We start from the raw sequence: 1340 nt of genomic DNA, 5'->3' as shown, positions 1-1340 counted from the left end.
GGGCCACCACCGGGTCCGCCGACGGGCGCGCCGGCGGCAGCCACAGCGCGGCCGACCGGCCGCGCTGCGACCACAGCAGCGCCTCGGCGGGGCGGCCGTGCTCCAGCGCCAGCCTCAGCCGCAGCTCGGCCAGCGCCGCACCCTGCCACCCGGCGCCGGCCCGCAGTTCGGTCGCGCCGAGCGTCGCCTGGTAATCCTCGGCCTGCCGCAGTCCGGCCGCCTCGGCGCGGCGGGCCTGCGCCAGGTCGCCGGTACCCAGGCCGACGAGCGCGCGCACGTGCCAGAGCCGGATGCGCTGGGACGCCGGGGCGGCGCGGGCCACCGGCTCCAGCCCGACCAGCAGTTCCCGGGCCGTGTGCCACTCGCCGAGCCGGGCGGCCAGGGCGGCCGCGTCCAGCAGCGCGTCCCAGCCCGGCTGCGGCCAGCCCGCGTCCAGCAGGACCGCCGCGACCGTTCGCAGGTCGCGCAGGGTGCCCCGGTCCGCGCGGCCCTCCCGCACGACCGCCGCCAGCTCGGCCCGCCGGGCCCGGGCCACCCAGATCGCCCGCCGCTGCCGGCTGAAGATGCGCCGGGCCGCCGACGCGGCGGCCCGCGACCGGGCCGGGGCGTCGGCGAGGAGCTCCACCTGAGCCAGCATGAGGTACGCCTGGCCCAGCACCGAGTCCAGCCGGCCCTGCTCGCACCCGGCGATCGCCTCCTGGACCGCCGAGCGCGCCTCCGCCAGCAGGTGCACCGCCAGCAGCAACTCGGCCCGGTCCAGCAGGCTGACCGCGTCGACCCCGGTGTTCCACAGCTTGGCCTGCGCCCGGTCGTAGTGGGCCAGCGCGGTGGGCACGTCACCGGACTGGGCGGCCACGAAGCCGAGGTTGTGCTCGACCTGCGCGGCGGCGGTCGACATGCCGAGCCGGGTGTACAGCGCCTGGGCTTCGCGCAGGTCCGCCTCGGCCATCCGCAGGCTGCCCCGGTACCCGTGCAGCACACCCCGGTTGGTCAAGGTGCGCGCCTCCCACACCCGGTCGCCGTGCCGGCGAAACATCCGCAGCGCGGCGCGGTAGCCGGCCAGCGCGGCGGCGTCGTGCCCCAGCCGGCGCAGGATCAGCGACCGCTGCATGGTGGCCCGGGCCCGGCGGTGGCCGCGCAGGTTCAGCAGGGCCCGGTCGATCTCGCTCAGCGCGGCCGCCGGCCGGCCCAGGTCGTCCAGGATCAGCGCCAGGCTCATCCTGGCCTCCGCCACGAGCGGGGCGAGCCGGTGCCGGCCGGCCAGCGCCGCCGACGCCCGCAGGTGCCGCGCCGCGGTCGCGGCGTCGTGCAGGGCCCGGGCGGCAAGGCCCAGCGCGCGC

At 79.2% G+C, this 1340-nt stretch carries 1 protein-coding gene; it reads right to left on the bottom strand.

What is annotated here, in order from left to right; translation table 11 throughout:
* A partial coding sequence (locus tag ABEA87_RS42120; protein WP_459112892.1) for an ATP-binding protein occupies nt 1-1340 on the bottom strand: 1340 nt, incomplete at both ends.

Source organism: Rugosimonospora acidiphila (assembly GCF_039543385.1).
Taxonomy (GTDB): Bacteria; Actinomycetota; Actinomycetes; order Mycobacteriales; family Micromonosporaceae; genus Rugosimonospora; species Rugosimonospora acidiphila.
The sequence above is the reverse complement of the archived record's forward strand: the minus strand, read 5'-3'. Positions and strand labels throughout refer to the sequence as shown.